Below are 26576 nucleotides of genomic sequence, written 5' to 3'. Positions count from 1 at the left end.
CCGCTCACGCGTGCTCAGAGGCCTGCGGCCGCCCGCAGCTTCTCGGCACGGTCGGTGCGCTCCCAGGGGAGGTCGACATCGGTGCGGCCGAAGTGACCGTAAGCGGCGGTCGGTGCGTAGATCGGGCGCAACAGATCGAGATCGCGGATGATCGCCAGCGGCCGGAGATCGAACTCCTCGGCGATCACCTTCTCGATGACGGTGGGGTCGACGCGCTCGGTACCGAAGGTCTCGACGAAGAGCCCGACCGGTGCGGCCTTGCCGATCGCGTAGGCGACCTGGACCTCGATACGCCCGGCCAGCCCGGCGGCAACAGCGTTCTTGGCGACCCAGCGCATCGCGTACGCGGCGCTGCGGTCGACCTTCGACGGGTCCTTGCCGGAGAATGCACCGCCGCCGTGGCGTGCCATTCCGCCGTACGTGTCGACGATGATCTTCCGTCCGGTGAGTCCGGCATCACCCATCGGCCCACCGAGGACGAACTTTCCGGTGGGATTGACCAGCAATCGGACCGCCGAGGTGTCCAGACCCGGCAGCGCGAGATCGGCGAGCACCGAGTCGAGCACCTTGGCCCGGATGTCTGGGGTGAGCATGTTGTCGAGGTCGATGTCGGCGGCGTGCTGGGTCGAGATCACCACGGTGTCGAGCCGGACCGGCTTGTCGCCGTCGTATTCGATGGTGACCTGGGTCTTGCCGTCGGGACGCAGGTACGGGAGCACCCCGCTCTTGCGGACCTCGGTCAGGCGACGCGACAACCGGTGGGCGAGCGCGATCGGGACCGGCATCAACTCCGGGGTCTCGTCAGTCGCGTACCCGAACATCAGGCCCTGGTCACCGGCACCCTGGCTGTCGATCTCGTCCTCGGAGATGCCACTGCGGCTCTCGTGAGAGGTGAACACGCCGCCGGCGATGTCGGGCGACTGCGCACCGATCGCGACGTTGACGCCGCACGACGCACCGTCGAAGCCCTTGGTCGACGAGTCGTAGCCGATCTCGAGGATCTTCTCGCGGACGATGCCGGGGATGTCGACATACGCGGTGGTGGTGACCTCACCGGCCACATGCACCTGCCCGGTGGTGACCAAGGTCTCCACCGCGACACGTGCCTTGGGATCCTGGGCGAGCATGGCGTCGAGGATCGAGTCGCTGATCGCGTCACAGATCTTGTCGGGGTGACCTTCGGTGACGGATTCACTGGTGAACAGGCGTGACGCAGAGGTGGTCATCTGGTCCTCTCAGGCTCTCCGGGCCCGGACGGGCGCGCCGGCAGTCGTCGCTGCCGTTGGTTGTCTCTGTTGAGCAATTGTGGCTACTCAGCAATTGTGACTTCTGAACAGGGGTTCTGGCACTTCGGGTCGGACCCGATGTGAACGCGTTCCAAACTACACACCGGCTCCGACCCTTCGGAGGCGGCCCGGCCGGTCAGGCCGTGCCGCCACCATCTGGCACCAGGGCACGGACCTCATCAAGGATTCTGCTCGACATGAGCGTTTTCGAGCCGAGTGGCAGGGCGGTCTCGGTACCGCTCGAGGACAACAGCCAGCCGGTGTTGTCCTCGGTCCCGAACGCCTTGCCGTCGCCCACCGCATTCACCACCAGCAGGTCGCAGCCTTTACGACGCAGTTTGGCCCGACCGTGGTCGAGCACACCGCCGGTCTCGTCGCCGGTCTCGGCGGCGAAACCCACGACGACGGTCTGAGCGGGGATGCGGCCGGCCTCGCGGCTCTCGACGAGCCCGCGCAGGATGTCGGGATTGGTGGTCAGCTCGATCGGCGCGGGCCCCGACTCCCCCTTCTTGATCTTCGCCTCGGACACCGACACGGGCCGGAAGTCGGCGACAGCGGCGGCCATGATCACCACGTCGGCCTCTGCGGCACGTTTGGTCATCTCGTCGGCCAGTTCCTGCGCGCTCGCCACCGGGACGATCTCGACGCCGGCCGGATCCCCCGGATCCGCGGTCGAGCCCGCGACGACGGTGACGATCGCTCCGCGCTGGGCAGCGGCCCGCGCAAGCGCGAAACCCTGTTTGCCGGAACTGCGGTTGCCGAGGAAACGCACCGGATCGAGCGGTTCGCGCGTGCCACCCGCGCTGATCACCACTCGCACCCCGGCGAGATCGTAGGGCAGTGCGTCCGGGCGTTCGAGCAGCAGCTCGCCGATCATCGCGATCTCCTGCGGATCGGGCAGACGCCCTCGACCGCTGTCGGTACCGGTGAGACGTCCGGACGCCGGCGTCATCACCGTGATCCCGCGCTCACGCAAGGTCGCGACGTTCGCCTGCGTCGCGGCGTGCTCCCACATCTCGGTGTGCATCGCCGGGACGACGAGGACCGGACATCGCACGGTGAGCAGTGACGCGGTGAGCAGGTCGTCTGCGCGCCCGGATGCCGCGCGCGCCATCAGGTCCGCGGTCGCGGGCGCGATGATGACGAGGTCGGCACCCTGACCGAGGCGGACGTGGGCGACCTCATCGACGTCATCGAAGACATCGGTGGTGACGGGGTTGCCGGACAGCGCCTCGAAGGTGGCGGCGCCGACGAACTTGAGGGCCGATCGGGTGGGTACGACGCGGACTTCGTGGCCGGCCTCGGTGAAGTGCCGGATCACCGAGCAGACCTTGTACGCGGCGATGCCGCCGCCGACACCGATCAGAACCCGGCGTCGTGGGGCGCCCGGCGTACCTGTGCGCGCTGTGGTCATCCCCGCGCCCGAGGTCTCTATTCGCCTTCGGTGTGCTCGAGGAGGTCGGAGTGGATCTCCCGCATGGCGATCGACAGCGGCTTCTCCTGCAGGCCGGGCTCCACCAGCGGGCCGACATATTCGAGGATGCCGTCGCCGAGCTGGTTGTAGTAGTCGTTGATCTGCCGGGCGCGCTTGGCCGCGTAGATCACCAGCGCATACTTCGACGACGCACGCTCGAGCAGCTCGTCGATCGGCGGGTTGGTGATACCCAGCGGGGTCTCATAAGCCGGGGCGTCGGCGATCTCGGTCACGTCGAAATTCGTCTGGGTGCTCACGCATTCTCCTGCATCACTGTGCTCTGTGCGGCGACCATCGGGTGGCGACGGCCGTCCGCCTTACTTAAACGTCTGAGGTCGATTGTCCGGTCGGGGTCGGGCGAGACGCCGAATCCTCGGACCCGACCAGCAAGGATACCAACTCGGAGGCCACCTGGTCGACTTGGTGGTTCACGAGCACGTGGCCGAACTCACCTTGGGCGTCCATCTCGGTGCGCGCGGTCTCCAGACGACGGGCGACCGCCTCCGGCGTCTCGGTGCCCCGACCGGTGAGCCGCGACACCAATTCGTCCCAGCTCGGCGGTGCGAGGAAGACACTGACCGCTTCCGGCAGCCGGCGGACCACATTGCGCGCACCGGCCAGGTCGACTTCCACCAGCACGGGAATGCCCTGCTCCAGTGCCTCGACGACCGGCGCGACGGGGGTTCCCGACCGCTGGAGACCGCCGTGGATCTCGGCCCACTCAAGGAGCTCGTCGTCGGCGATCATGCGGTCGAACTCGTCGCCGGACACGAAGTGGTAGTCGCGTCCCTCGACCTCTCCGGGCCGCGGTGCACGTGTCGTCGCCGACACGCTGAAGTGCATGGTCGGCAGCAGCTCGCGCACCTTGGAGACCACGGTGGACTTACCGACGGCGGAGGGGCCGACCAGTACCACCAGTCGACCCCTCGTGCGCTCGGATTGCGGCTGCTGCGGCGGTCGGGTCACCGCCGAACCTGAGTCGTCGTCACGCGTCCGCGCTGCTTCGGCTCGATCAGGAGCTGAACTTCTCGAGCAGCGCCTTGCGCTGGCGATCGCCGAGTCCGCGCAGGCGGCGCGTCGGAGCGATCTCCAGTTCGGTCATGATCTCCTGCGCCTTGACCTTGCCGACCTTGGGCAGCGCTTCGAGCAACGCCGACACCTTCATCTTGCCCAGGATCTCGTCGTTCTCCGCGTCTTTCAGCACCTGCTTGAGGTCGGTGCCGCCGCGCTTCAGGCGCTCCTTGAGCTCGGCGCGGGCCCGCCGAGCGGCAGCTGCCTTCTCCAACGCTGCAGCGCGCTGCTCGTCTGTCAACTGGGGAAGGGCCACGGGGTTCCTCCGTCTTTCGTGTCTTCGATTGGACTGTCACCAGGTGCCCGAAGGCGCCTGATGGCGGTTGGTCGCCGGCGCGACCGGTGCGGTCGCGATCAGCGACAATGCCACCGCCGCCGAATGGTGCGGCGAAAGCGACCGTACTCACGTGAGCAGGCATTTGCGAGTGCCACCCCCGGGAAATCCACCGGATTCCTGTGTTGTAACGTCCCTCGCCCCTCGAACGTAGACCATCGCCCCGACAACCATCACGACAGCGCTCTGACTACGCCATTTGCCGAGAAACCGCAGGTCACCAAGGACGCCCGCAGAGCGGAGCGCCCCGACGCCGGCGTTCGGTGCCCAATTGCGCGTCTGCCTGCACTGATACGGATGTGACGGGAGTGATGATCAGGAATTTCTCTGGAATCGATCGCTCGTCGCGCGTGTCGCGGTGACAACCCCGACACCGAGCCCGCGATGGGGCCGGAGGAGTCGCCGAGAGGCGCGACCACGAGTCGCCGACCACGGGAGAAGTACCGCTCACGCAGCCGTGGTCGGGCGATCACGCGTCCCACGGCACCGGGCCACCTCGTGCGTCGACACGCGGACTGTGGGCCGACCAGCGAGCACTATCGATCAACCGGAGCGACCGTCAGTGCAGTGCCGACTCCACGTCGTCGCGCGCCTGCTCCGCCGATGCGCGCAGCGCACCCACGTCGGGACCGGCGCGGAGGACGGCCCGACTGCTCGCGGGCAACACCCACGCCGTGTCGGCGCCGTCGAACACCTCGGGGAGATCACCGGCCGTCGCGCCCTGCGCACCGAGGCCGGGCGCGAGGATGGGCCCGCGCAGGGCTCCCAGGTCGAGACCGTGCGCACGGGTGGCGCCCACCACCAGCCCGACAGTGCCTGTGCCGTCCACGTTCTCGGCGGCGGCATCGTCGACGACGGTCTGACCGACCGCTCGTCCACCGGCGTCGGCGAGCTGGACCGAGGCGCCTTCGGGATTCGATGTGCGCGCCAGGACGAACAGGCCCCGCTCCCCTGCCCGCGCGGCATCGACTGCCGGGGCGAGGGATCCGAAACCGAGGTACGGCGAAACCGTCACGGCGTCGGCGCACAGCGCCGACCTGTCGTCGAGCCACGCGGTGGCGTACGCGGCCATCGTGGATCCGATGTCGCCGCGCTTGGCGTCGGCGAGGACCAAGGCCCCGGCCGCCTGGCAGCCTCGGATGACCCGCTCGAGCACACCGAATCCGGCCGCGCCGAACACCTCGAAGAACGCCACCTGCGGCTTGATCACGGCCACGACCGGTCCGAGGGCCTCCACGCAGATGTCACCGAAGCGACTCAACCCGTCCGCCGAGACCGGCAGACCCCACTGCTCCAGCAGTTCGGCGTGCGGATCGATGCCGGCACAGAGCCGGCCACGCTCCCCGACCGCACCGAGGTAGCGGGTCGCGAATCCCGACGTCGAGGCCGTGGTCACCGCCGGTTCACCAGCACAGCGTGGCGCCGCTGCAGCGACTCGACGTTCACCTGACCGTTCATCGCGGCCTCGATGCCCTGGACCGCGGCACTCGCGCCCTGAACCGTCGTGATGCACGGGATGTTGACCGAGACGGCGGCGCTGCGGATCTCGTAGCCGTCGACCCGCGGACCCGAGTTGCCGTACGGGGTGTTGATCACCATCGCGACCTCCCCCGCACGGATGATGTCGACGATGGTCGGCTCCCCCGACTCGGCCTCCGAGTGCTTGCGCACGGTCCGGCACTCGATGCCGTTGCGCCGCAACACGTCCGCTGTACCCTCGGTGGCCAGGATCTCGAACCCGAGATCGGCCATGTGCTTGACCGGGAAGATCAGCGCCCGCTTGTCCTTGTTGGCGACGGACACGAAGATGGCCCCCGACGTGGGCAGCGAGCCGTAGGCGGCGGTCTGCGACTTGGCGAATGCGCGCCCGAAGTCGGCGTCGATGCCCATCACCTCGCCGGTCGACTTCATCTCCGGACTCAGCAGCGAGTCCACGCCACTGCCGTCCTGGCGTCGGAACCGGTTGAAGGGCAGCACCGCTTCCTTCACCGATATCGGTGCGTCCGTTGGTGATTCACCGCCATCGCCGACCGCCTCGAGCAGCCCCTGGCCGCGCAACTCCGCGATCGACTCGCCGAGCATGACCCGCGCACACGCTTTCGCCAGCGACACCGCGGTCGCCTTCGAGACGAAGGGCACGGTACGGCTGGCGCGCGGGTTGGCCTCGAGGACGTAGAGCGTGTCGTCCTTCAACGCGTACTGCACGTTCAGCAGACCTCGTACGCCGATGCCCTTGGCCAGTGCCTCGGTGGACGCACGGACCATCGCGAGATCGGATCGGCCGAGTGTGACGGGAGGCAACGCGCACGCGGAGTCACCGGAGTGGATCCCGGCCTCCTCGATGTGCTCCATCACTCCACCGATGTAGACCTCGTCGCCGTCGCACAGTGCGTCGACGTCGATCTCCACGGCGTCCTCGAGGAAGCGGTCGACCAGCACGGGATGATCCGTGGTCAACTCGGTGGCCCGGGAGATGTAGTCCTCCAAGGACTTCTCGTCGTACACGATCTCCATACCCCGACCGCCCAGGACATAGGACGGACGCACCAGCACCGGGTAGCCGATCCGCGCCGCGGTCGAGCGTGCCTCGTCGAAACTGGTCGCGGTGCCGAACGCCGGGGCGGGCAGTCCGGCGGCGGTGAGCACCTTGCCGAACTCACCGCGATCCTCGGCGAGATCGATGGCCTCCGGGCTGGTCCCGACGATCGGGACCCCGGCGGCCGCGAGACGGTGGGCCAGGCCCAGCGGCGTCTGCCCGCCGAGTTGGACGATGACGCCCGCCACGGTGCCGGACTCCGACTCCGCACGGTAGACCTCGAGGACGTCCTCGAAGGTCAACGGTTCGAAGTACAGGCGATCGGCCGTGTCGTAGTCGGTGGAGACCGTCTCCGGGTTGCAGTTGACCATCACGGTCTCGTATCCGGCCTCCGACAGGGTGAGCGCCGCATGCACGCACGAGTAGTCGAACTCGATGCCCTGACCGATGCGGTTGGGACCCGAACCGAGGATCAGCACCTTGGGGCGATCCGGCTGCGGCGCAACCTCACTCGTCGCCGAGGGATCGAGCTCGTAGGTCGAGTAGTGATACGGCGTCTTGGCCTCGAATTCGGCGGCGCAGGTGTCGACGGTCTTGTAGACCGGATGCACGCCCGCGGCGAGACGGAACTCGCGCACGGCCGCCTCGTCGACGAAATCGGCTCGCAGAGCCGCGATCTGACGATCGGAGAAGCCGCTGCTCTTGGCCTCTCGCAACAGCCCCTCGTCGAGCGAGCCGGCATCGCGGAGCTCGGCACCGAGCGCGGCGATACCACCGATCTCGGCCAGGAACCACGGATCGATGGCAGTCGCCGCGTAGAGCTGCTCGATCGAGGCGCCGGCCTCGAAGGCCAGCATCAGCCCGTAGATCCGCCCGTCCTTGGGCGTCTTCAACGTCTCCAGGAGACCGTCGAGGTCGATGGTCGCGGGATCCGGGCGGTTCGGCTCGGTCCAGAATCCGGCGGCCTTCGTCTCCAGCGACCGCATCACCTTGCCCAGCGCCTCGGCGAAGCTGCGGCCCAGGGACATCGCCTCGCCCACCGACTTCATCGTGGTGGTCAGGGTGTCGTCGGCACCGGGGAACTTCTCGAAGGCGAACCGGGGCGCCTTGACCACGACGTAGTCGAGCGTCGGCTCGAAGCAGGCCGGGGTCTCCTTGGTGATGTCGTTGACGATCTCGTCCAGGCTGTAGCCGATGGCGAGTTTCGCGGCGATCTTGGCGATCGGGAAGCCGGTCGCCTTCGAGGCCAGGGCCGACGAGCGGGACACGCGCGGGTTCATCTCGATGACCACGAGGCGGCCGTCGGTTGGGTCCTGCGCGAACTGGATGTTGCAACCGCCGGTGTCGACGCCGACCTCTCGCAGGATGTCGATGGAGAGGTCTCGCATGATCTGGTATTCGCGGTCGGTCAGGGTCATCGCTGGAGCGACCGTGACCGAGTCACCGGTGTGCACGCCGACCGGGTCCACGTTCTCGATGGAGCAGACGACCACCACGTTGTCGCGGTTGTCGCGCATCAGTTCGAGCTCGTATTCCTTCCAGCCGAGGATGGATTCCTCGATGAGCACGTTGGCGGTCGGCGATGCCGCCAGTCCGCCCCCGGCGATGCGCTCGAGGTCGTTGCGGTCGTAGGCCATGCCGGAACCGAGCCCGCCCATGGTGAACGACGGCCGCACGACGACGGGATAGCCGAGGTCGGCGACCGTGTCGTACACCTCGTCCATCGTGTGACACACGCGTGAGCGGGCGCTCTCGCCACCCACCTTCGCGACGATGTCCTTGAACATCTGCCGGTCCTCGCCACGCTGGATGGCATCGAAGTCGGCGCCGATCAACTCGATGTCGTACTTTTCCAGCGAGCCGCGATCATGCAGCGCGACAGCGGTGTTGAGAGCTGTCTGCCCACCGAGGGTCGCGAGCACCGCGTCGATCGGGTGCCCTGCGTCGCGCTCGGCCTCGATCACCTTCTCGACGTACTCCGCCGTGATCGGCTCGATGTAGGTGGCGTCGGCGAACTCGGGATCGGTCATGATGGTTGCCGGGTTCGAGTTGACCAGACTCACCCGCAGACCTTCGGCCTTCAGGACGCGGCACGCCTGGGTGCCGGAGTAGTCGAACTCGCATGCCTGGCCGATCACGATCGGGCCGGAGCCGATCACCAGGACGTGGGAGATGTCTGTGCGGCGCGGCATCAGGCCCTCGTTCCATGTGCGGGGTCACCCTCGAGATGGGTGACGAACTTGTCGAAGAGGTACGCGGCGTCATGGGGACCGGCCGCGGCTTCGGGGTGGTATTGGACCGAGAAGGCCTGCCCGGAGAGCAGTTCCACGCCTTCGACGGTTCCGTCGTTGGCGCACACGTGACTGACCCGCGCCCGCCCGAAGTCCGTATCGAACTCCTCACCGGCCTCGCCCTCCAGCGCGAACCCATGGTTCTGCGCGGTGATCGACACCTTGCCGGTGACATGGTCGACAACCGGGATGTTGATGCCACGGTGGCCGAACTTCATCTTGTACGTGTCCCGTCCGAGCGCTCGCCCGAGGATCTGGTTGCCGAAGCAGATCCCGAAGAGTGGCAACCCCTCCCCGAGCACCGCGCGGGTCAGCTCGACCATCGCGTCGGCGGTCGCGGGATCGCCCGGGCCGTTCGAGAGGAACACGCCGTCGGGCCGCAGATCGGTGATCGCGTCGAGACCGATCGTCGACGGCAGGACGTGCACGCGGACGCCACGCTGGGCGAACATCCGCGGCGTGTTGGTCTTGATCCCGAGATCGAGTGCCGCGACGGTGAATCTGGCCTCACCGCCGGTGGGTTCCACCACATACCCGGTGTCGGTGGTGACCTCGCCTGCGAGGTCGGCACCCTTCATCTCGGGCTGATCGCGCACCCGGGCCACGAGCTCGTCGTCGGCCGACAGGGCGGCACCCGAGAAGACCCCCGCTCGCATCGACCCGTGGTCACGGAGAACCCGGACGATGGTGCGCGTGTCGATGCCGGAGATCCCCACGATGCCCTGTCGCCGCAACTCGTCCTCGAGCGAGGTCGTGGCACGCCAGTTCGACACGCGGCGGGTGGGATTGCGCACTGCATACCCTGCGACCCAGATCTTTCCGGTGTCGCCGGACGCGGTATCGCTGCCGGCGCTGCCGGTGCTCTCGCCGTCCTCGTCGTTCCAGCCGGTGTTCCCGATCTGCGGCGCGGTCGCGACCACGATCTGCCGGTGGTAACTCGGGTCGGTCAAGGTCTCCTGATAGCCCGTCATGGCGGTGCAGAACACCGCTTCGCCGAGGGTCTCGCCGGTCGCACCGAACTCCCGGCCACGGAAGACCTGTCCGTTCTCCAGCACCAGAACTGCTGTGCTCATTGATCTTTCCTCTGTTCGCTGTCGTCACCGGGCTCGGCTGCGCCATCCGGCGCAGCGACAGCCGACTCGTGGTCGGCGATCCACCCGGGATAAATGGTCTTGTCGTCGGCTCGGAGTCCGGAGTCGATCTCGGTGCCGCTGGGCAGTACCCATCGGATCACCAGGACCCCGTCGGCGGTCATGACCTTGCCTGCCAGACCGCGTTCGGTGCGGACCGCGGTGATGGACTGTCGCGGGATCCAGATGCCGGAGGCACCCTTCCGGTCGATCAGGATTCCCTCGGGGTAGGCGGAGATCACGGCCGCGGCACGGTCGCCGATATCGCCGACCGCAACCCGGTCCTGCCAGCTCGGTGCGATGGTGCTGCCGACGTAGAGGCCGGTGGCGGGGCCACGTGTGGGCGCCGGGAGTCCGGCCGGAACAGCCGGCAGCACACCGATCAGATCGGCCTGGCGGCGCCCCCGGTTCCGCCAGCCACGCAGCACGAGTGCGATCAGGCCGAGCCACACGAGCACCACGACCAGCACCACCAGGACCTCGAACCCGCTCATCGCACGACCTCACCGTCACGCGCGGTCACCACACCGCGCAGGACCGTCGTGGTCACGGTGGCGGGCATTGTCATCGCCTCGTACGGCGTGTTGCGCGACAGGCTGGCCAGACCGTCGCCGTCGACGATCCAGGATGTGTCCGGGTCGACCAGCGTCAGGTTGCCGGGCTCGCCGACAGCGATCGGACGGCCCTGGTCGGCCAAGCCGACGATCTGCGCGGGCCGCTCGCTCATCACGCGCGCGACGCCACGCCAGTCGAGCAGGCCGGGCGTCACCATGGTCTCGACGACGATCGGCAGCGCGGTCTGCAGACCCAGCATGCCGGGGCGGGCCTGCGCGAACTCGCAGGCCTTCTCCTGTGCCGCGTGCGGCGCGTGATCGGTGGCGACACAGTCGATCACACCGTCGGCGAGAGCCTGACGGAGTGCGAGCTTGTCCCGCGACTCCCGCAGCGGCGGGTTGACCTTGTTCACCGGGTCATAGGCTGGGAAACTCGTCCCGCTCGTTGGGCTCTCGGCACCCAGCAGGCGCGAGTCGTCGAGCAGTAGGTGGTGCGGCGTCACCTCGGCGCTGATCGCGATGCCCTGGTCCCGGGCCCAGCGCAGCAGTTCGACGGTGCCCTCGGTCGAGGCATGACAGATGTGGACCCGGGTGCCGGCATCCCGGGCGAGCAGCGCATCCCTGATCACGATGGACTCTTCCGCGGCGCGGGGCCATCCGCTGAGCCCGAGCCGGGCGGCATTCGGTCCCTCGTGGGCCACCGCACCGACGGTGAGTCGAGGCTCCTCGGCGTGCTGCGCGATGAGGACGTCGAGGCCCTTCGCGTATTCCAGAGCGCGCCGCATGAGCAGGGGGTCGTCGACGCATTTCCCATCGTCGCTGAACATCCGCACACCCGCCGCGCCTGCGGCCATCATGCCCATCTCGGCGAGTTGCGTACCGGCGAGGCCGACGGTGACGGCGCCGACCGGGTGCACATCGACCAGTCCGACGTCCCGGCCCGTCCGCCAGACGTTGTCGGTGACGGTCGCGTTGTCGGCGACAGGGTCGGTGTTGGCCATCGCGAACACGGCGGTGTAGCCGCCGAGCGCGGCCGCCGACGAACCGGACCGGATGGTCTCGGTGTCCTCGCGGCCGGGCTCGCGCAGATGGGTGTGCAGGTCGACGAAGCCGGGCAGCAGGACGGCTCCGCCGCCGTCGACCCGGTCGACTCCCTCCGGTGTGGTCAGGCCGGTGCCGATCTCGGCGATCTCGCCGTCGACGACGAGGACGTCGACCGGGTGGCCCTCCCCGTAGGGCCGGACGTCGGCGATCAGGATCGAACCGGTTGTCGGAGCAGTCACTTCTGCATCTCCACTCGCTGAGCTCCTGGCTTGTTCACTGGGCTCCCGGGCTGTCGGTGCCGACGAGCAGGCGGAAAAGGACCGCCATCCGCACGTGCACGCCGTTTCGGACCTGTTCGAGGACCGTTGCGCGCGGCGAGTCGGCGACCGAGTAGCCGATCTCCATACCGCGCAGCATCGGACCCGGATGCAGTACGACCGCGTGATCGGCGAGGAGAGCCATCCGTCGGTCGTTGAGTCCGAAACGCACCGAGTACTCGCGGGCGCTGGGGAAGAACCCGCCGTTCATCCGCTCGGCCTGCACGCGGAGCATCATCACCGCGTCGGCCGCGGCCAGTTCCGCATCCAAGGAGTTCGAGGTGACCACCGGCCAGCCCTCGACGCCGACCGGCAGCAGTGTCTCCGGTGCGACGAGCACGACCTCGGCGCCGAGCGTTGCGAGCAGGTGCGCGTTGGAGCGGGCCACCCGGGAGTGCAGGACATCACCGACGATGGCCACCCGCCTGCCCTTGAGCGAGCCGAGCCGCTGACGCAGCGTCAGCGCGTCCAGCAATGCCTGGGTCGGGTGTTCGTGGGTGCCGTCGCCCGCGTTGATGATCGCCGGCCCGGTTGTCTCGCCGTTCGTCACGCCGGCGGTCCAGGCCGCGATCTGATGCGCGGCGCCCGACGCCGGATGACGCACGATAAGCGCGTCGGCACCCAACGCGTGCAGGGTCTTCGCGGTGTCCCGCAACGACTCTCCCTTGCCCGCCGACGAACTCGACGCGCTCACGTTGATCACGTCGGCGCTCATCCACTTGCCTGCGACCTCGAAGGAGACCCGGGTGCGGGTGGAGTTCTCGTAGAACACCGTCATCACGGTCCGACCGCGCAGTGTCGGGAGCTTGCGCACCTCGCGGCCGGTGAGCGCCTGCTCGAACCGCTCCGCCTCGTCGAGGAGCCCGGTCGCCTCGTCTGCCGTCAGATCCTGGGTGGACAGCAGGTGTCGCATCAGGCCTCACCTGCTGCCGTCGACGGCTGGGCCGCGGGTGCCGGACTCAGCACGACCTCGTCGATCTGGTCGTGCTCGACGAGATGCACCGAGACGTTCTCGTCTCGCGATGTCGGGATGTTCTTCCCGACATAGTCGGCGCGCAGCGGCAGTTCCCGGTGTCCGCGATCGACCAGCACGGCCAGTTGAACCGCCGCGGGACGGCCCAGATCGCGCAGCGCGTCGAGGGCGGCGCGCACGGTGCGGCCGGAGAAGAGGACGTCGTCGACCAGGATGACGACCGCGTTGTCCACGCCGCCGGCGGGCACCACGGTCCGTTCGAGCGGCCGATGCGGTTTCGCGCGGAGATCATCCCGGTAGAGCGTGATGTCGAGGTAGCCGACAGGCACGTGGGTGTCCGCGAACTCGTTGATCTTCTCGGCCAGCCGCGAAGCCAGATACGTTCCGCGGGTTGGGATTCCGATGATCACCACCCGAGGGGCAGCCGGCGAGTCGAGCGCCGTCTTCTCGATCACCTCATGGGCGACCCTGGCAATGGTCCGGGCGACGTCGGAAGCGTCGAGCAGAACCCGTCCCACGGATCGGGCACCATCGGTTGGCCGCGCACCATCAGCTGGCATGGTCAAGCCGACCTCCTTCTCCGCCTCGCCGGACGGATCGTTAAAGGATGTCTGTCTCGCGATACTTTACACGCCGCCACCCCGGCGAACCGAGCCGACGAGGTGTGCGCTTGGTCAAACGCCGTCGTTGCGCTCACGTTCGGCGGGTGCGTCGTCGATCGCACTCCCGGCGGCAGCCGCGGCGCGGACCTGGGGTGCGAGCTCGGCGATCCGCGCAAGCACGCCGTTGACGAACGCGGGCGAGTCGTCGGTCGAGAGCTCCTTCGCCAACTCCACCGCCTCGTCGACGATCACGATCGGGTCGACATCGGCCGCATTGAAGAGCTCCCACGTCGCCAGCCGGAGGATCGCGCGGTCGACCGCGGGCAACCGCTCCAGCGTCCATCCGCGCAGATGCGAGGACACCACCGGGTCGATCTGCGGGAGGTCGGCGGCCAGACCTTCGATGACGGTCGCGGTGTAGTCATGGATGGTCCCGACGCTCTCGTCGTCGCGGACATAGAGCCGACGCTCGGAGACCAGTTGGGCCGGGCTGACCTTCTTGGCCTCCGCCTCGAACAACAGATCGACCGCGCGACGGCGGGCTTTGTGGCGGGTACCGGGCTGTTTCACGGGAGAATCGTTCGATCAGCCGTTGACGCGGCCGAGGTAGCCGCCGTCCCGGGAGTCGACCTTGAGCTTGTCGCCGGTGTTGATGAACAGCGGGACCTGGATCTCTGCTCCGGTCTCCATGGTGGCCGGCTTGGTGCCGCCGGTCGAGCGGTCGCCCTGCAGTCCCGGGTCGGTCTGCGAGACGATCAGCTCGACCGTGACGGGCAGTTCGACGTAGAGCGGGTTGCCCTCGTGCATGGCCACCTGCACGGTCATGTTCTCGAGCAGGAATCGCGCGCCGTCACCGACCGTGCCCGGCTGGATGGAGATCTGGTCGAAGGTCTCGCCGTCCATGAACACGTAGTCGGTGCCGTCGTTGTAGAGGTAGGTCATGTCACGACGGTCGACGGTCGCTGTCTCGACCTTCACCCCGGCGTTGAAGGTCTTGTCGACCGTCTTCCCGGAGAGCACGTTCTTGATCTTGGTGCGGACGAAGGCCGGCCCCTTGCCGGGCTTCACGTGCTGGAACTCCTGGATCTGCCAGAGCTGGTCATCCATGCGCAGCACGAGGCCGTTCTTGAAATCGGCGGTGGTCGCCATGTGGTTCTCTTCCCTGTCTTCTCGGGGTCAACGACCGTCAGATGACGGTGAATGTCTTGTCGGTCGCGGTCAGCAGGTCCGGTGTGCCCCCAGCCGTCTCCATACTGGTGACGACGAGCGTGTCCTCGATCCTGACGCCACCTCGCCCAGGGAGGTAGACGCCGGGCTCCACGGTCACCGCCGCGCCGCAAGGCAGTGTACCCGTCGCCAGCGACCCGATTCCCGGCGCTTCGTGTATCTCCAGCCCGACGCCGTGGCCCAGACCATGTACGTAGTGGTCGCCGTGGCCCGCGTCGGTGATGACCGACCGAGCTGCGGCATCGATGTCGCGCAGCTCCGCGCCCGGATGCAGCGCTGCGCGTCCGGCGGCCTGGGCGGTGGCGACCAGTTCGTATATCTCGCGTTGCCAGTCGGCGGCATGGGACAGCACATAGGTGCGGGTCATGTCCGAGTGATAGCCGCCGACCACCGCTCCGAAGTCGATCTTGACGAAATCGCCGTCGGCCAGGATCGCGTCCGTGGGGCGGTGATGTGGAACCGCGGAGTTCGCGCCCGCGGCGACGATGGTCTCGAAGGCGATGTCGTCGGCGCCGAGGGCGTACATCTCCCACTCGAGCGCGCGGGCGACCTCCCGTTCGGAGACGCCTGCGCGGATCACGCCGCGATCGATGATGGCCGCGAGACCCTGATCGCCGATCGCGCACGCCCGGCGCAGCAGTTCCACCTCGCCGGCGTCCTTGATCTTCCGGAACTCCTGGACCAGCCCGCTGCAGCCGACCAACTCCGCCGCCGGGCCGTCCTGCTCGGCCAAGCGGCCGACAAGGGCTCGATGGGCTGCCACCGTCACCGCGTCGGCCTCGAAACCGATCGACCTGGCACCCACCCGGCGCGCGTGCGTCGCGAGTTCGGTCAGGACGTCGCGGGAGATCACCGCCTGCAGATCCCCGGCCTGCTCGGCAACCTGGGTGAGATAGCGACCGTCGGTGCAGATGCGGTCGGCCGCCGCGTCGTCGGCCCAGATCAGCACCGCGCCGTTGGATCCGGTGAACCCCGTGAGATAGCGGACGTTGACGAGATCGGTGACAACCACGGCGTCGGCGGGCTCGTTCAACCGTGCGAGAGCGGTGCGGACACGATCGCGGCGGGCTCGGTAGTCGCTGGTCATGGCATCGGCAGACATCTCTTCACGCTACCGCGCCGCAGGGATGGGGTCCGCAGACATGTCGTCGCGGGCGGTTGGACGGGGGATGTGTTTTGGAACACGTTCGTCGTTGCGTACCCTGTCGGCTATGTCTTCGTGGTTGCTGCGCGGTGTGGTCATGACCGCCGTTCACGTCATCGCCCGTGTGTTGCTCGGTGTGGCCGTGGTCAACGCCCCGCTGCATTCCACCGTCTGGAAGACGATCGCCATCGCCGCGGTCGTGCTCGTGGCGCTCCTCTGGGGTGGCATCGACGGCACTGCGGACGCCCGTGCCAATCCGGATCCGGACGACTACCGGGACCTCACCGTCCGCTGGTTGCAGGCGGGCCTGCTCGCAGGCGTCGTCGCCGGACTGATCTGCTGGATCCTCGGCCGGTTCGTGTTCGCAGGCATCGGCGAGGCCAGCCTTTTCATCGAACTGATCGCGGGCGGTTCGTTCACCGCTCTGCTGGTGTTCGCCCCCGCGTTCCTCGGTGCGGCCGTCGGCCGATTCCTGGTCCGCCGCGATCAGCGCAAGGGGCAGGAGACCGAGGACGACTGGTCGGTGCACCCCGACCGCGACGGCGAACACGTCGCCGGCTGACAGACCCAGGTCAACAAAAACTCCCACCGGCGCACGAGCTCTCGTGCCGGTGGGAGTTCTCTGTGGTCCTGGTCGGTCCGGGTCAGAGAAGCACGCCGCCCGACGGTGCGGAATCTCCCGCGATGGCCGAGTAGGCGGCGGCGATGAGACCCGGGTCGGGGCCTTCCAGCCGACCGGGCTTGGCCAGACCGTCGAGGACGACGAAACGCAGCACGCCAGAACGGTTCTTCTTGTCCCCCGACATCGCCTCCAGCAGGTCAGGGAGGGCATCGGCGTCGTAGGTCGTCGGCAGGCCGACCAGCTCCAGCACGCTGCGGTGACGGTCGGCGGTGACATCGTCGAGCCGGCCGGCCAGTCTCGCCAGCTCCGCGGCGAATACCAGACCCACCGAGACCGCGGCGCCGTGGCGCCAGCGGTAGCGCTCGCGGCGCTCGATGGCGTGCCCGAGGGTGTGCCCGTAGTTCAGGATCTCGCGTAGCGACGATTCCTTGAGATCCGCCGAGACCACGTCGGCCTTGACCTGGACGGAGCGCCTGATCAGTTCGGGCAGCACGTCGCCTGCCGAGTCGATCGCGGCCGCGGGGTCGGCCTCGATGATGTCGAGGATCACCGGGTCCGCGATGAATCCGGTCTTGATCACCTCGGCGAGGCCTGCGACGACCTCGTTACGCGGGACCGTGGCGAGCGTCGCCGTGTCGATCAGGACGGCGTCGGGCTCGTGGAAGGACCCGACGAGATTCTTCCCCGCGTCGGTGTTGATCCCGGTCTTGCCACCGACCGCCGCGTCGACCATCGCCAACAGTGTCGTCGGGATCTGGATGACACCGATGCCGCGCATCCAGGTGGCGGCGACGAAGCCCGCGAGATCGGTCGCGGCTCCGCCGCCGAGACCGATCACCTTGTCGTTGCGCTTGAGTCCGATCCGGCCGAACACGTCCCAGCAGAACGCCGCCACCGATAGATCCTTGCCGGCCTCGGCGTCCGGGATCTCGATCCGGTGGGCATCGAAACCCTTGTCCGCCAAGAATTCCCGGATCTGCTCAGCAGTCTTCGCCAGCGTCGGCTGGTAGAGGATCGCAATCCGGTCGGCGCCGGTGGCCGCGGTGGCGACGTCGTCGAGCAGACCTCGCCCGATGACCACGTCGTACGGGGCACCGGCGTTGACGGTGATCGCTATCGGCTCGGTCATGTGGTGGCCGCCCTTTCTGGTACGAGTGCGCGGGCGAGTTCGGCGAGGATGGCATCCGCCACGTCCCCGGGGTCGCCCGCTGCCGCGTCGACGGTGAATGTGCCCGTGCGGAGGTAGGTCTCGTCTCGTTCGGCGAGCAGTTCGCCGTAGCGCCGGTGCGGATCGTCACCGGCGATGAGCGGACGGTCGCTGTCGCGCACCCGCGCGAAACCCTGCTCGGCGTCGATCTTCAGATAGACGACCCGGTGGCCTGCCAGACCGGCCGCGACCGCAGGCGTCATCACCGCACCGCCACCGAGCGCCAGTACACCCCCGTGCGATCGCAGGATCTCGAGGACCACGTCGCGTTCGATCTCCCGGAATCGTTCCGGACCGTCCGTCGTGAAGATGTCCGGGATGGTCCGTCCGGTGCTGCGGACCAGTTCGGCGTCGGTGTCGAGGAAGTCCACACCGAGGCGGTCGGCCAGGATGCGGCCGACCGTGGACTTGCCCGCGCCCATGAAGCCGATCAGCACCACGACCGGACGACGCTCGGGACGGGGCGTGCTCATCGCTGCGGCGGCCGCGCGTCGATGCGCTTGCGGTAGCTTGCCAGGTTCTCCGCGGTCTCGGTCACCGAGTCGCCGCCGAACTTGTCGAGGGCCGCCTGGGCGAGCACCAGGGCGACCATCGCCTCCGCGACCACGCCTGCCGCGGGTACGGCGCACACGTCGGAGCGCTGATGGATCGCAACCGCCTCTTCGCCGGTCGCCATGTCGACGGTGGACAGCGCCCGCGGCACCGTCGAGATCGGCTTCATCGCCACGCGCACGCGCACGTCCTCGCCGTTCGTCATGCCGCCTTCCAGACCACCGGCACGGTTGGTGGATCGCAGCACGCCGTCGGGACCCGGCACCATCTCGTCGTGGGCCTGACTGCCGCGGCGTCGTGCGGTGGTGAAACCGTCGCCGACCTCGACACCCTTGATCGCCTGGATGCCCATCAGGGCTCCCGCCAGCCTGGCGTCCAGACGGGTCTCACCACTGACGTGGGACCCCAGGCCGACCGGCACACCGGTGGCGACGACCTCGACGACGCCGCCGAGTGTGTCGCCATCCTTCTTCGCCGCCTCGATCTCGTCGATCATCCGCTGCCCGGCGGCCGCGTCGAACGCGCGGACCGGGCTCTCGTCGATCGCCGGCAGGTCGGTGATGCGGGGGGCGGGACCGTCATAGGGTTCACTCGCGCCGATCGAGATCACATGCGACAGGACGTCGATCCCGAACACCTGCCGCAGGAAGTTGCGGGCGACGGTACCCGCGGCCACCCGTGCCGCCGTCTCCCGCGCGCTGGCACGTTCGAGGACCGGACGCGCGTCGTCGAAGCCGTATTTCAGCATGCCCGAGTAGTCGGCGTGCCCGGGGCGCGGCCGAGTGAGCGGCGCATTGCGCGCGCTGCCCTCCAACTCGGCGGGGTCGACCGGGTCGGCTGCCATCACCGTCTCCCACTTCGGCCACTCGGAGTTGGCGATCTCGATGGCGACGGGGCCGCCCATCGTCGCGCCGTGCCGCAACCCGCCGACAAGGGTGATCTTGTCCGCCTCGAACTTCATCCGCGCCCCTCGTCCATAGCCGAGACGACGACGCGCCAGTTGTTCGGCGATGTCGGACGAGGTGATCTCCACTCCGGCCACCATCCCCTCGACAAGGGCGACCAGGGCCGGGCCATGGGATTCTCCGGCAGTTATCCAGCGCAACACAGTGATCAATTGTTCCATGACCTCGTTGTCACCCGACGACCCCACCTCGTAGACCCCGTCATGTGATGCCGAGAGCGCAGAGCGCGGCGGTGACCAGCGCCGGACCGTGTGGTCGACCGGGCTCGCGCGCCGGTCCTCGCAGATGTACCAGGACCGTGACCACCGCAGCGAGGACGACCACCACCAGCCCCGTGCCCACGTCGCCCACGATCCCGCCGACGACGAAGGCGAGCTTGAGATCGCCGCCCCCACACGCGCGGGCGAGCACCGCCACCAGGTACGGGGTCGCCGTGGCCACTGCGGCGGCCAGTACCCCGGGGTGTCCGAGCGACATGCCGATCGTCGCCGCGATCCCCGGCCAGACGAGCGCCGTCGCGATCCGTCCCGTGCGTTGATCGCCAACCGCCACGACCACCAGCCAGATCAGCACCAGGAATGAGCTCATCCGCCGAGAGTGCCGGTCACCCAGACCCGGGCCGGCACGTGTACGACGGCGCTGTGCATCGCTGGTCCCCTGTGGAGCGTCGATCTGCTCCGACGCCGTAATCGTGCTATCGCTGGTCGGTCATCCGGCCGCGCCGAGCACGGCGGCCATCGCCTCTCGAGGCGCGGGGCGCCCCGTGAACTGCTCGACTTGGCTGAACGCCTGATTGAGCAGCATCACCAGCCCCCCGACAACACGGCCGCCCGCCGTCGAGACCGCCGCTGCCAACGGCGTCGGCCACGGGTGATAGATCACGTCGACGACCCTCGCCGCAGATGCCAGCGAGCCGACGATCGGTGTGGTCGCGCCGGCAGGGACCGTGGAGATCAACACGCCGGACGCAGCGGCGCACTCCTCGAGGTCGGAACCGGGCTCGAATGGCAGCACCGCCGTGGTCATGCCCACCCTCCGTCCGAGTTCGATCACCGGTGCGGCCCGGCCGGCATCGCGCGCCACCACCGCCAGGTCGGTGAAGCCGGCGTCGGCGAGGGCGGCCACCGTGGGCAGCGCGGTACCGCCGGCACCCACCACGACGGCAGACGCATTCGTCGTGGCGTCGGCGCCCACCTCGCGCAGTGCGCCTGCCATGCCGTCGATGTCGGTGCAGTCGGCACGCCAGCCACCCTCGGTGCGTACCAGCGTGTTGGCCGAGCCGACGAGTTCGGCCCGCGTCGTGCGCTCGTCGGCGAACGCGAGGGCTGCGAGTTTGGCCGGCATCGTCACCGAGAGGCCGACGAAGTCGGGGCCCAGGCCACCCACCAGATCCGGCAGTTCCTCGGCGGTGCACTCGATCCGGTCATAGGTCCAGCCCGTGAGACCCAGCGCACGGTAGGCGGCCAGGTGCAGGTCCGGTGATCGGGAATGACCGACCGGTGATCCGAGCACGGCGGCCCGGCGAGCTGTCAGTTCCATCCGATCAGCTGCACCCGGTACTCAGGAGCTTGTTCTCACAAGCCTTCTCGCGGTTCTGCTGATGTTCTTCGAAGGTGTTCGCGAACAGCGTGGTGCCCTGTCGGTCCACGGTGACGAAGTAGAGCCAGTTGCCTGCGGTCGGATGCTCGACCGCACCAAGCGCGCGTTCGCCCACCGCCCCGATCGGTGTCACCGGTAGTCCCGTGTTGCGGTAGGTGTTCCACTTGTTGTCGGCCTTGTATGCGTCGCCGTAGACGTCGATGTTCGTCACGTTCGCCGTGTAGTTCGTGGTGGAATCCATCTCCAGCCGTTGGTCTTTGGCCAAGCGATTGAGGATCACCCTTGACACCTTCGGGAAGTCCTCGGGGTCGGTCACCTCACGTTCGACGACCGATGCCGCCACCAGCGTCTCGTACGGGGTCAGCCCGGAGTCCTGCGTTTCGAGCAGACCCCACTGCTGGAACCGGATCGAGCTCGCGACGATCAGATCGTGCAGGATCTGGGTCGCCGAGTGGTTCGGATCGATCGTCTCCCAGGTCCCGGGCGCGATCAGTCCCTCGATCCGCCGATGATCGCCCGTGAGCTGCTCGACGGTGGGGCGAGCCCACGCGGGCACCCCGAGCTGGTCCGGTGTCGACTCGGCGGCCGCTTTCTCGAGTTGTCCGACGTCCGCACCGACCCGCTGACCGTTCACGGTCACCGCCGTGGCGTCGGAGATCATCTGGAAGATTCCCGGAGTGGTCTTGCCGTCGACGCCCTTCTTGTTGTCGAGCTGCAGCCCTTCCGGCACCACCACGCGGCCGACGCGGTGCTCGTTGTCGTCGGTCATCATCGCGACCGCGGTGGCCGCGGGGATCTGGGTTCGGAGCTTGTAGTAACCGCCCGACATGGCCTGCCCACCTGCGGCGTCGAGGAACGCGTTGACGCTGCCGACCACATCGTCCTTCTCCAGGATCCGGCCGAAGTCCATCAGAGTCGAGTTCTGCGGGATGTCGACGATCACATCGGCCGTACCTGCCGCATCGGAGTAGTCCTTGTGGTTCTCGAAGACCCCGAGCGAGCGCAGACCGACGAATCCGACCCCGGCGACCAGGACCAGCATGCAGGCCATCACCAGCGCGAGGATGACGCGACGTCGCGTGCGATTCGGCGAGCCGACCTTCTCCCGACGGGGACGCCTGCCTTTCGGGCGCCCGGCGCCGCGCTCCCGCCGCAGGCGCCGACGACCGCGATCGGCGACGTCATCGGCGGTCTCGTCGAGCGGGTCGTCGTCGCTGTCGAGGAAGTGCGTGCGTGGCGCTTGGGGCTCGATCGTCTGCGGACGCACCCGGTGCGGAACGGCGCTGCGCAGCGGGTCGCTGTACTCGCCCGACGAGAGCGTCAGGGGCTGGTCCGGATCGACGTCGTCTGAAGGGATCCGCTCCGAGGGGATCCGCTCAGGGGGGATCCGCTCAGGTCGGCTCCGTTCGGGTCGGCTCGGTGGCGGCGGTGCGCTCGGCGCCCGTCGTCGGACCTCTGGTGCCACGCGCTGCGCGCCGGTCCGCGGCGCGGCGGTCCGCGGCGCAGCGGGCGGCGGAGGGCTCGGAGCCGGCGGAGCGCTGGGCATCGGACCACTGGGCATCGGGGCGCTGGGCATCGGCGGAGCGCCGGGAGGAGGTGGTTGAGCACCCGCGGGTGGGTTCGACGGGTGCGCGGCCTGCGTGACCTCCGGTTCGTCCGATTCCACCGCCCTGCGGCGGCGATGACGGGTCGAGGGCTTGCCGTCGGCGGGCTGCGTGAAATACCGCAGTCGATCGAGATCGAGCTGCTCGGTGGGCTGTTCGGAGATCTCGTGGCGCCGCTGTCGCGGCCGATGCTGGTGCTCGTCGGTCACCGAATGATTCCTCTCCGGTTCCGGCGAAAGTCGGCTGCACTGTAGCGCCGATTCGCGATCGCGAATTGCGCTGTGCTGTGGGGCCGGACGGATCCAGAACTCATCGTCGCGTGTCCAGCCACCCCTGCAGAATAGCGACCGCGGCCGCTTGATCAATCACGGCGCGCGAGGATTTCGCTTTCACCCCGCTCGCACGCAGCGCCTGGGTAGCAGTCACCGTGGTCAGGCGTTCGTCGTGATATTCGACACCGACCGGGCTGATCCGGTCCGCGAGCTGATCACCGAACTCACGTGCCAGCCCTGCCGCCGTCCCGTCCTCGTTGCGCAATGTCTTGGGCAGCCCGACCACCACGCCGACTGCGTCGTATTCGGCCACGATGTCGGCGATTCGTTCGAGGTCCGCTCTGCCCCCTGGGGTCCGCCGGACGGTCTCCACGGGTGTCGCGAGAATGCCGTCCGGATCACACACCGCGACACCGATGCGGACCGATCCGACATCGACGCCGATGCGACGTCCGCGGGTCGCCGTCATCGGTCCCGGACGAGTTCGCGCAGACGGGTCATCGCGGCGTCGACGCCGGTGGCATCGGAACCGGATCCCTGCGCGAGATCGGGTTTTCCGCCACCGCGGCCGCCGACCAGTCCGGCGACCTCCTTGACGATGTCACCGGCCTTGACGCCGAGTCCGCGAGCGGCATCGGTGGTGGCCACGACGAACGGCACCTTGGTGGTCTCGCCGTCGGTGGTCGACGAGAAGAGCGCGATCACCGCGGGCCGGTCGGCGACCTTGCCACGCAGATCCGTTGCGAGCGAACGCAGCCCGTTGGCGTCGAGACCGTCGGGCAGGCGCCCGCCGACGATCAGCGTCGAACCAACCGTGACGGCGGAGTCGATCAGTCCGCCTGCTGCTGCGCGAGCCGAATCCGCCCGCATCCGTTCGACCTGCTTCTCCGCGTCGCGCAGCCGGTTCACCAGCTGCTCGACGCGACCCGGCACCTCCTCGGAGGGCACCTTGAGTGACGATGCGAGACCTGCCAGCAGCGCCCGCTCCTTGGACAGGAACCGGAAGGAGTCCATGCCGACGTAGGCCTCCACGCGCCGGACACCCGATCCGACCGATGATTCACCGATCACGGTGACCGGACCGATCTGCGACGACGACGCGACATGCGTTCCGCCGCACAGTTCCATGGAGAACGGGCCACCGATCTCGACGACGCGGACCACGTCGCCGTAGTTCTCACCGAACAGCGCCAGCGCCCCCATCTGCTTCGCCTCGGTCAGCCCGGTCTCGAAGGTGTGCACCGGATAGTTGGCCTCGACCGCCGCATTGCTGATCTCCTCGATCTCACGACGCTGACTCTCCGACAACGGCTTCCCGGAGTGGAAGTCGAATCGGAGATAGCCCGGCCGGTTCAGCGAACCCGCCTGGGTCGCGGTGGGCCCGAGTACCTCACGCAGTGCGGCGTGAACCATGTGGGTCCCCGAATGTCCCTGTGTCGCACCGTGCCGCCACGCCTGGTCGACCGACGCGATGACCTCGTCGCCCTCGGCGATCTCGCCCTCGTCGACGGTCACCTTGTGCAGCCACACGGACTTGCCGGCCTTCTGGACGTCGGTGATGCGCAGGCGCACACCGTCGCCGGTCGTGATGGTCCCGACATCGGCCATCTGACCACCGGATTCGGCATAGAGCGGACTGCGGTCGAGCACCACGACAAGCTCCTGTCCCGACGACGCGCTGCGCACCCGTGCGCCGTCGGACACCAGCCCGAGAACCTTTGCCTCCGAGATGAGTTCGTCGAATCCGGTGAAGGTGGTCGGCCCACGGTCGAGGAACTCGCGGTACACCGACAGGTCGGCATGACCGGTCTTGCGGGCGGTCGCATCGGCCTTGGCACGCTGCTTCTGTTCGGCCATCAGCGCGGTGAAACCCTGCTGGTCCACCGACAGCCCGGCCTCGGCGGCCATCTCCAGTGTCAGGTCGATCGGGAAGCCGTAGGTGTCGTGCAGGGTGAACGCGTCGTCACCGCTGATCGTGGTGTTCTCGGCCGCCTTGGTGGCCTGCGCGGCATCGGCGAAGAGCTTGGAACCGGCGGCCAGCGTCTTGCTGAACGACGCCTCCTCGCCGATCGCGACGTCGACGATGTGCCTGCGCTGTTCGGCGAGGTTCGGGTACGAGGGAGACATGGTGTCGACGACGAGGTTGATGAAGTCCCCCATCGTCGGCTGGTCGGCTCCGAGAAGACGCACCGACCGGACCACACGCCGCAGCAGGCGGCGCAGGACGTAACCTCGACCGTCGTTGCCGGGCAGGACGCCGTCGCCGATGAGCAGGGTCGCGGTGCGGGCGTGGTCGGCGATCACGCGGAAGCGGACGTCGTCGTCGTGATTGCCTGCGCCGTATGCGCGGCCGGTCAGACGGGCGGCGAGGTCGATGATCGGCTTGCACAGGTCGGTCTCGTAGACGTTGTCGACGCCCTGCAGGATGCAGGCGACGCGCTCGATGCCCATACCGGTGTCGATGTTCTTCTTCGGCAGCGGACCGAGGATCTCGTAGCCGTCCTTGCCGCCGCCGGGGCCCCGCACATTCTGCATGAACACGAGATTCCAGATCTCGATGTAGCGGTCCTCGTCCGCCTCGGGCCCGCCTTCCTCGCCGTAGGCGGGACCGCGGTCGTAGAAGATCTCCGAGCACGGGCCGCAGGGGCCCGGGACACCCATCGACCAGTAGTTGTCCTTCAGACCGCGCCGCTGGATGCGCTCGGCGGGGACGCCGATCTCGTCGCGCCAGATGGCCTCGGCCTCGTCGTCGTCGAGGTACACCGTCGGCCACAGTTTGTCGGCCTCGATCCCGTAGCCGCCGTCGGCGACGCTGTTGGTGAGCAACGTCCACGCGAAGTTGATCGCCTCACGCTTGAAGTAGTCGCCGAACGAGAAGTTGCCTGCCATCTGGAAGAACGTGTTGTGACGCGTCGTGATGCCGACCTCGTCGATGTCGAGGGTGCGCACGCACTTCTGCACGCTCGTCGCGCGGTCGAAGGGTGCGGTCTGCTCACCCAGGAAGTAGGGCTTGAACGGCACCATTCCGGCGTTGACGAACAGCAGGTTGGGGTCATCGAGGATCAGCGAGGCGCTCGGGACCTCGGTGTGGCCCGCCTTGATGAAGTGATCCAGGAAGCGCTGCCGGATGTCATGCGTCTGCAACTGAGTTCGTCCTTGGTGAGTGGTCGGTCTGGCATCTGGTCGTCCGGACCGGCGGTCGAGACCGGTCTGCGACTCTCCAGACTACCGCCGAGGTGGGAACGAGCCCGTGTCCGGCATCGTGTCGGAGCCCGGTGGCAGACTCGTCGACCATGTCGACCGACCATCAGTACGCACTCACGACCACCTGGACCGGCAACCGTGGCCCGGGGACGACCGGGTATCGCGATTATGACCGCGACACGGTGGTTGCCGTGCCGGGAAAGCCTGACCTTCTCGGTTCCGCCGATGCCTCGTTCCGGGGCGACGGTGGGCGATGGAACCCGGAAGACATGCTGCTGGCGGCGCTCTCCCAGTGCCACCTGCTCTCCTATCTGCATGCCTGTGTGGCCCGCGGCGTCGTCGTCACCGCATACGTCGACGACGCGCACGCGGTCATGGCGCAGGAGGGCAATGGTGGGCACTTCGTGAGCGCCACGCTGCGCCCGCGGGTCACGGTCGCGGACGGGTCGATGGTCGACGATGCGATCGCTGCCCACGACGACGCCCACGAGTGGTGCTTCATCGCGAACTCGGTGAACTTCCCCGTCTGCCACGAGGCCGTGGTCGAGATCGGCTGACCCGCCTGCGA

Annotated in this window: 25 protein-coding genes; 2 read left to right on the top strand and 23 right to left on the bottom strand. The window is 68.2% G+C overall.

Going from position 1 to position 26576, the window contains the following annotated elements; translation table 11 throughout:
• Positions 1 to 14: 14 nt before the first annotated feature.
• The 15 genes from metK to OVA31_RS22310 all read right to left on the bottom strand — a co-directional run bounded on the left by metK (position 15) and on the right by OVA31_RS22310 (position 15941).
• Positions 15 to 1226, bottom strand: a complete 1212-nt coding sequence (gene metK / locus OVA31_RS22380; RefSeq protein ID WP_267628729.1) for a methionine adenosyltransferase — start codon at positions 1224 to 1226, stop codon at positions 15 to 17.
• Between the two features lie 196 nt (positions 1227 to 1422).
• Positions 1423 to 2700 (bottom strand): bifunctional phosphopantothenoylcysteine decarboxylase/phosphopantothenate--cysteine ligase CoaBC, encoded by a 1278-nt coding sequence (gene coaBC, locus OVA31_RS22375; protein ID WP_267628728.1) that lies wholly within the window; start codon positions 2698 to 2700, stop codon positions 1423 to 1425.
• 17 nt (positions 2701 to 2717) lie between these two features.
• On the bottom strand, positions 2718 to 3017 hold the full coding sequence (gene rpoZ, locus OVA31_RS22370) for a DNA-directed RNA polymerase subunit omega (protein WP_164307939.1): 300 nt from the start codon (positions 3015 to 3017) through the stop codon (positions 2718 to 2720).
• A 64-nt stretch (positions 3018 to 3081) separates the two neighbouring features.
• Entirely contained in the window at positions 3082 to 3726 is a 645-nt protein-coding gene (gene gmk, locus OVA31_RS22365; protein WP_267628727.1) for a guanylate kinase, read from the bottom strand.
• Between the two features lie 46 nt (positions 3727 to 3772).
• Positions 3773 to 4087 carry an integration host factor, actinobacterial type gene (mihF, locus tag OVA31_RS22360; RefSeq protein ID WP_012834141.1) on the bottom strand — a complete coding sequence of 105 codons (315 nt, stop codon included), beginning with the start codon at positions 4085 to 4087 and terminating at the stop codon, positions 3773 to 3775.
• A gap of 637 nt (positions 4088 to 4724) precedes the next feature.
• Entirely contained in the window at positions 4725 to 5561 is an 837-nt protein-coding gene (gene pyrF, locus OVA31_RS22355; RefSeq protein WP_267628726.1) for an orotidine-5'-phosphate decarboxylase, read from the bottom strand.
• The gene (gene carB, locus OVA31_RS22350; protein WP_267628725.1) at positions 5558 to 8893 is read right to left on the bottom strand and encodes a carbamoyl-phosphate synthase large subunit; all 3336 of its coding nucleotides are present in this window, start codon (positions 8891 to 8893) and stop codon (positions 5558 to 5560) included. The genes pyrF and carB overlap by 4 nt, the downstream gene beginning before the upstream one ends.
• Complete coding sequence (carA, locus tag OVA31_RS22345) at positions 8893 to 10065, bottom strand: glutamine-hydrolyzing carbamoyl-phosphate synthase small subunit (RefSeq protein WP_267628724.1); 1173 nt, start codon at positions 10063 to 10065, stop codon at positions 8893 to 8895. Before carA ends, carB begins: the two co-directional genes overlap by 1 nt.
• The gene (locus OVA31_RS22340; protein ID WP_267628723.1) at positions 10062 to 10616 is read right to left on the bottom strand and encodes a transporter; all 555 of its coding nucleotides are present in this window, start codon (positions 10614 to 10616) and stop codon (positions 10062 to 10064) included. Before OVA31_RS22340 ends, carA begins: the two co-directional genes overlap by 4 nt.
• On the bottom strand, positions 10613 to 11959 hold the full coding sequence (locus OVA31_RS22335; RefSeq protein ID WP_267628722.1) for a dihydroorotase: 1347 nt from the start codon (positions 11957 to 11959) through the stop codon (positions 10613 to 10615). The genes OVA31_RS22340 and OVA31_RS22335 overlap by 4 nt, the downstream gene beginning before the upstream one ends.
• 34 nt (positions 11960 to 11993) lie before the next feature.
• The gene (locus OVA31_RS22330) at positions 11994 to 12950 is read right to left on the bottom strand and encodes an aspartate carbamoyltransferase catalytic subunit (RefSeq protein WP_267628721.1); all 957 of its coding nucleotides are present in this window, start codon (positions 12948 to 12950) and stop codon (positions 11994 to 11996) included.
• Positions 12950 to 13570, bottom strand: coding sequence for a bifunctional pyr operon transcriptional regulator/uracil phosphoribosyltransferase PyrR (gene pyrR, locus OVA31_RS22325; protein WP_267631656.1), 621 nt, complete (start codon positions 13568 to 13570; stop codon positions 12950 to 12952). Before pyrR ends, OVA31_RS22330 begins: the two co-directional genes overlap by 1 nt.
• Before the next feature lie 114 nt (positions 13571 to 13684).
• A complete protein-coding gene (nusB, locus tag OVA31_RS22320) occupies positions 13685 to 14182 on the bottom strand; it encodes a transcription antitermination factor NusB (RefSeq protein ID WP_267628720.1) in 498 nt (165 codons plus the stop codon).
• Positions 14183 to 14197: 15 nt separating this feature from the next.
• The gene (gene efp / locus OVA31_RS22315) at positions 14198 to 14761 is read right to left on the bottom strand and encodes an elongation factor P (protein ID WP_267628719.1); all 564 of its coding nucleotides are present in this window, start codon (positions 14759 to 14761) and stop codon (positions 14198 to 14200) included.
• Positions 14762 to 14798: 37 nt separating this feature from the next.
• Positions 14799 to 15941 (bottom strand): aminopeptidase P family protein, encoded by a 1143-nt coding sequence (locus OVA31_RS22310; protein ID WP_267628718.1) that lies wholly within the window; start codon positions 15939 to 15941, stop codon positions 14799 to 14801.
• A 109-nt stretch (positions 15942 to 16050) separates the two neighbouring features.
• Here OVA31_RS22310 and OVA31_RS22305 point away from each other — a divergent pair, with 109 nt between their 5' ends.
• The gene (locus tag OVA31_RS22305; RefSeq protein ID WP_164307952.1) at positions 16051 to 16545 is read left to right on the top strand and encodes a B-4DMT family transporter; all 495 of its coding nucleotides are present in this window, start codon (positions 16051 to 16053) and stop codon (positions 16543 to 16545) included.
• Positions 16546 to 16627: 82 nt separating this feature from the next.
• On the opposite strand, the gene aroB is transcribed toward OVA31_RS22305, so the two are convergent.
• The 8 genes from aroB to alaS form a co-directional block, all read right to left on the bottom strand.
• Positions 16628 to 17734 (bottom strand): 3-dehydroquinate synthase, encoded by a 1107-nt coding sequence (gene aroB, locus OVA31_RS22300; RefSeq protein ID WP_267628717.1) that lies wholly within the window; start codon positions 17732 to 17734, stop codon positions 16628 to 16630.
• On the bottom strand, positions 17731 to 18285 hold the full coding sequence (locus OVA31_RS22295) for a shikimate kinase (protein ID WP_267628716.1): 555 nt from the start codon (positions 18283 to 18285) through the stop codon (positions 17731 to 17733). The genes aroB and OVA31_RS22295 overlap by 4 nt, the downstream gene beginning before the upstream one ends.
• Positions 18282 to 19490: a chorismate synthase gene (gene aroC, locus OVA31_RS22290; RefSeq protein ID WP_267628715.1), complete on the bottom strand. Its 1209-nt coding sequence runs from the start codon at positions 19488 to 19490 to the stop codon at positions 18282 to 18284. The genes OVA31_RS22295 and aroC overlap by 4 nt, the downstream gene beginning before the upstream one ends.
• A gap of 40 nt (positions 19491 to 19530) precedes the next feature.
• Positions 19531 to 19917: a prepilin peptidase gene (locus tag OVA31_RS22285; protein WP_267628714.1), complete on the bottom strand. Its 387-nt coding sequence runs from the start codon at positions 19915 to 19917 to the stop codon at positions 19531 to 19533.
• 120 nt (positions 19918 to 20037) lie between these two features.
• A complete protein-coding gene (locus OVA31_RS22280; protein ID WP_267628713.1) occupies positions 20038 to 20868 on the bottom strand; it encodes a shikimate dehydrogenase in 831 nt (276 codons plus the stop codon).
• Between the two features lie 4 nt (positions 20869 to 20872).
• On the bottom strand, positions 20873 to 22741 hold the full coding sequence (locus OVA31_RS22275; RefSeq protein WP_267628712.1) for an endolytic transglycosylase MltG: 1869 nt from the start codon (positions 22739 to 22741) through the stop codon (positions 20873 to 20875).
• 100 nt (positions 22742 to 22841) lie between these two features.
• Complete coding sequence (ruvX, locus tag OVA31_RS22270; RefSeq protein ID WP_267628711.1) at positions 22842 to 23273, bottom strand: Holliday junction resolvase RuvX; 432 nt, start codon at positions 23271 to 23273, stop codon at positions 22842 to 22844.
• Entirely contained in the window at positions 23270 to 25948 is a 2679-nt protein-coding gene (alaS, locus tag OVA31_RS22265) for an alanine--tRNA ligase (protein WP_267628710.1), read from the bottom strand. Before alaS ends, ruvX begins: the two co-directional genes overlap by 4 nt.
• Positions 25949 to 26097: 149 nt before the next feature.
• Here alaS and OVA31_RS22260 point away from each other — a divergent pair, with 149 nt between their 5' ends.
• On the top strand, positions 26098 to 26565 hold the full coding sequence (locus tag OVA31_RS22260) for an OsmC family protein (RefSeq protein ID WP_267628709.1): 468 nt from the start codon (positions 26098 to 26100) through the stop codon (positions 26563 to 26565).
• Positions 26566 to 26576: the final 11 nt, after the last annotated feature.

Origin of the sequence: Gordonia sp. SL306 (assembly GCF_026625785.1) — a bacterium.
GTDB lineage: Bacteria > Actinomycetota > Actinomycetes > Mycobacteriales > Mycobacteriaceae > Gordonia.
Note: the sequence above shows the minus strand (reverse complement) of the source record. Positions and strands in the feature narration are given on the sequence as shown.